This window comes from Streptomyces sp. SID9727 (genome assembly GCF_010550605.1).
Lineage (GTDB): Bacteria > Actinomycetota > Actinomycetes > Streptomycetales > Streptomycetaceae > Streptomyces.
The window spans coordinates 1-4,009 of the sequence record NZ_JAAGNI010000348.1 but is presented as its reverse complement, the minus strand read 5'-3'; the positions used below and the strand labels follow the sequence as shown (position 1 = coordinate 4,009).

At 73.4% G+C, this 4,009-nt stretch carries 5 protein-coding genes and 1 pseudogene; 1 reads left to right on the top strand and 5 read right to left on the bottom strand.

From position 1 onward, the window contains the following. Window positions 1-225, top strand: a pseudogene (locus tag G3I41_RS23935) (NAD(P)/FAD-dependent oxidoreductase); the annotation flags it as partial. A gap of 12 nt (window positions 226-237) precedes the next feature. On the opposite strand, the gene G3I41_RS23930 reads toward G3I41_RS23935, so the two are convergent. The 5 genes from G3I41_RS23930 to G3I41_RS23910 form a co-directional block, all read right to left on the bottom strand. After that, on the bottom strand, window positions 238-1,074 hold the full coding sequence (locus G3I41_RS23930; RefSeq protein ID WP_164402457.1) for a hypothetical protein: 837 nt from the start codon (window positions 1,072-1,074) through the stop codon (window positions 238-240). A gap of 50 nt (window positions 1,075-1,124) precedes the next feature. Further along, window positions 1,125-2,042 (bottom strand): methylenetetrahydrofolate reductase [NAD(P)H], encoded by a 918-nt coding sequence (gene metF, locus G3I41_RS23925; RefSeq protein ID WP_164402456.1) that lies wholly within the window; start codon window positions 2,040-2,042, stop codon window positions 1,125-1,127. Between the two features lie 138 nt (window positions 2,043-2,180). Further along, window positions 2,181-2,873, bottom strand: coding sequence for a thiamine phosphate synthase (gene thiE, locus G3I41_RS23920; RefSeq protein WP_164402455.1), 693 nt, complete (start codon window positions 2,871-2,873; stop codon window positions 2,181-2,183). A gap of 104 nt (window positions 2,874-2,977) precedes the next feature. Further along, on the bottom strand, window positions 2,978-3,343 hold the full coding sequence (locus tag G3I41_RS23915; protein WP_164402454.1) for an Rv2175c family DNA-binding protein: 366 nt from the start codon (window positions 3,341-3,343) through the stop codon (window positions 2,978-2,980). Between the two features lie 66 nt (window positions 3,344-3,409). Further along, the coding region (locus G3I41_RS23910; protein ID WP_164402453.1) for an oxidoreductase C-terminal domain-containing protein at window positions 3,410-4,009 on the bottom strand (600 nt) is incomplete at its 5' end.

Genomic DNA, 4,009 nt, shown 5'->3' with positions numbered 1-4,009 from the left:
GACACGGCCGCGGACACCGGCGCCGAGGGCGGTGCCGTGCCGCCGCCGGCGCTGGGCGGTGCCGGGGGCGCGTTCCTGCACCCCGCCAACCGGACCCGGTTGCCGGGCCTGCTGCTGGCCGGCGGCTGGTCCCATCCGGGCGGCGGACTCGCGCACGCGGGCATGTCCGGTGCGCTCGTCGCGGGGACCGTGGTGGAGGGGGAGGGCTTCCGCGGCTCGCGGTGAGACGGACGCGTCTCAGTAGCGGTACTGCTCGTTGTGGCCGGTGTCGTAGCCGTTCGGGTACGGGGCCTGGGCGGCGGGCTGCTGCGGGAACGGCTCGCCCTCGCGCTGCTGCGGAACCCAGACGCCGCCCGGCGGGGTGTCCGAGCCGTAGGAGCCGCCCTGCGCGTACGGGTCGGCGTACTGCTGCTGGCCGCCGTAGTTCCCGTAGCCGTCGTACTGCGGGGTGCTCGCGGTGGTGCCGATGTACGGGTCGGAGTAGGCGGCGTAGCTCTGCGGGTCGGTGCCGTAGTCGTACTGCCCGGCCCCGGCGTAGGTGTCCTGGCCCTCGGGCTGGTGCGCCGGGTAGCCGTAGGGGTCGTACGCGTCGTGGCTCGGCGCCGTCTGGGGCTCGTGGGCCGGGCGGGGCGGCACGGAGTCGCTGTAGACGCCGTACTGGCCGGTGTCCTCGGGCACCGGTTCGGTCGCGTAGACGGCGGCGGACTGCGGGGCGGCCGGGACGTCGGGAGCGCCGCCCTCGTACTCCATCTCCAGGTCCGAGACCTCCAGCGTGGGCTTGCGGTCGCCGCCGCCGCGCCTGCGGCGGCTCTCGCCGGGCTTGCCGCCCAGGGCCCAGCCGGTGGAGAAGCCCTTGCGAAACGAGAGCGTGACGTAGGTCTGACCGGTGGCGAAGGCGACCGCGCCGAGGGCGATGACGGGCACGGACGGCATCAGGACGCCGATCACCACACCGAGGAAGCCGGTGAAGGCGAGGAGGCGCCAGCGCAGCCGCGCCTTGTACTGCAGCAGCACTTCGCCGAGCAGCCACAGCGCGACGACACCGAACGCGATGTAGAGGACCGTCCAGCCCATGCCCGCCCCCTTCTACGGCCACCGCCCCGGATGGTGGCGGGTACGGCCGGTCACGACTGCTTGTGCAGTCCGAGATTCTCGTAGATCTCGAGCGTCGCAGTGGAGTTGTTCAGCGTGATGAAGTGCAGTCCGGGCACGCCCTCGGAGAGCAGCTTCGCGCTGAACCGCGTTGCGAAGTCGATGCCAATGGAGCGTACAGCGGCGGCGTCGTCCTTGGCAGCGAGGATGCGCTCTTTCAGGTCGTCGGGCAGCGCCGCGTCGCTGAGCTGGGAAAGCCGCTCCAACTGGCGGACGTTGGTGACCGGCATGACCTCCGGGATGATCGGCGTGTCGCAACCGGCGGCGACCACCCGGTCACGCATCCGGAGATACGCCTCGGGGTCGAAGAACATCTGCGTGATCGCGTAGTCGGCGCCCGCGCGGCACTTGTCGACGAAGTGCCGGACGTCGGTGTCCCAGTCGTCGGAGCGCGGGTGCCGCTCGGGGAAGGCCGCGACCCCCACGCAGAAGTCGCCGGCCTCCTTGATCAGCCGGACCAGGTCCGCCGCGTACTTCACACCCTGCGGGTGCTCGACCCAGGGGCCCATCGGGTCGCCCGGCGGATCGCCGCGCAGGGCGAGGATGTTCCGGATCCCGGCGTCCGCGAACTGGCCCACCATGTTGCGCAGTTCGGCGACCGAGTGGTCGACGGCCGTGAGGTGGGCGACCGGGGTGAGCGTGGACTCGGCGGCGATGTCCTGGGTGGCCTTCACCGTGCCGGCGCGGGTGGAGCCGCCGGCGCCGTACGTCACCGAGACGAAGCTCGGCGCGACGGCCTCGACCCGGCGCAGCGCGTTCCACAGGTTGCGCTCGCCCTTCTCGGTCTTGGGCGCCCAGAACTCGAACGAGTACGAGGTCTCGCCGGTCGCGAGCATCTCACGCACGGTGCGCGCGTGATCTGTCCTGGTGGAGGGTGTGCCAAGGGCCATACGGGCAGGTTAACCAGGGCGGGGCGGGGCCCCAACCGAAGCGGAGTCATTTGCCGGAATTGACTGATTCTTGTCCATCCTTCGGACAGATTCGTCCCAGGCCCGCCCGGGGCCGCCGCTCCGGGCTCGGCCGCCCCGTCAGGCTTCGGCGCGCTCGCGGACCCGTCGTGCCAGCTCAGCGGCGGCGGCGCCTGGGTCGGACGCCTCGGTCAGGGCCCGCACCACGACGATCCGGCGGGCCCCGGCGTCCAGCACCTGGTCGAGGTTGTCCGCGTCGATGCCCCCGATGGCGAACCAGGGGCGGGCGGGGGCGAGCGAGGCGGCATAGCGGACGAGGTCCAGACCGGGCGCGTGGCGGCCGGGCTTGGTTGGGGTGGGCCAGCAGGGGCCGGTGCAGAAGTAGTCCACGCCGGGCTCGGTGACGGCGGCGTCGACCTCGGCCTCGGCGTGCGTGGAGCGGCCGATGACCGGCTCGGCGCCGATGATCGCGCGGGCCGCCGGCACCGGCAGGTCGCCCTGGCCGAGGTGCAGGACGTCGGCGCCGATGGCGTGGGCCACGTCCGCCCGGTCGTTGACGGCGAGGAGCTTGCCGTGCCGCTCGCAGGCGTCCGCGAGGACCGCGAGGTGGTCGAGCTCCTCCCCGGCCTCCATGCCCTTGTCGCGGAGCTGGACGATGTCCACCCCGCCGGCGAGGACCGCGTCGAGGAAGTCGGACAGGTCGCCCTGGCGCCTGCGCGCGTCCGTGCACAGGTAGAGCCGGGCGTCGGACAGCTGCGCGCGAGGCGTCGCGGGCCGGACGGGGCTTTCGGGACGCGGCCTGGGCGTGGACATGGTGCGGTTCCCCCCGGGGAAGACGTGCTGACGGCGGATCGGTGGTGCGGGCGCGGGGAAGCGGGCCGCCCGCTCGCGCGGTGCGGCCCGCTTCCCCGGTCGGTTCAGACGGCGAGCGCCTGGGCGCGGCGCTTCACCTCCGTGCCGCGATTCTCACTCAGAGCCTGCGCGGGGGTGCCGGGCAGGGTCGGGTCGGGGGTGAAGAGCCATTCGAGCATCTCCTCGTCGGAGAAGCCGTCGTCCTTCAGGAGCGTCAGGGTCCCGGAGAGGCCCTTGACCACCTTGTCGCCGTCGATGAAGGCGGCGGGCACCTGAAGCGCCCGGTTCTCCCCACGGCGTACGGCGATGAGCTGGCCCTCCTTGACCAGCTGCCGCACACGCGTCACCTCGACATCGAGCATTTCCGCGATGTCGGGCAGGTGGAGCCAGGCAGGGACGAGAGCATCGATCTTTGCGTCAATCTCGGTCACGGGGACAAGCCTGCCATCCCGGACTGACAGCCGAAACCCGGACTCGGCCCTTCAGGTCCCGGGCGGTTACGGCAGGACCGCCGACTTCAGCGGTACGGCGGGGTCCCCGGCCCGCTCCGCGTCGAGCCGGGCCCCCGCCTCGACGAGCCGGCGCCCCTGGGCCAGGTCGCGGGGGCGGCCGACCGCGAGCACCGCCACCAGGACCCCGTCGCGCAGCCAGCACACCGACCAGGCGGGCCCGGCCGGATCGCCCCGCCACAGCAGGGTGTCCGCGTCCGCGTGGTGCCCGGCGTACTGCACGAACCGGCCGAACTGCTCGGACCAGAAGTAGGGCACCGGGTCGTAGGGCGGGATGTCCGCCGCGTCCCCGGCGGCTGCGATGTGGGCGGCGGCGGTCCTGGGCCCCTGGAGCGCGTTGTCCCAGTGGTGCACGACCAGGCGGGTGCCGTAGCGGGCCGAGGGGAAGGAGGCGCAGTCGCCGACCGCGTACACGTCGGGCAGCGAGGTGCGCAGCGCCGCGTCGGCGGTCACCGAGCCCTCGGGCCCGAGCGCAATGCCGGAGCCGGCGAGCCAGCCGGTGGCGGGGCGGGCGCCGATGCCGACGACGACCGCGCCGGCCGGGAGGGTGCGCCCGTCGGTGAGGACCACCGCGCCGGGCTCGACGCG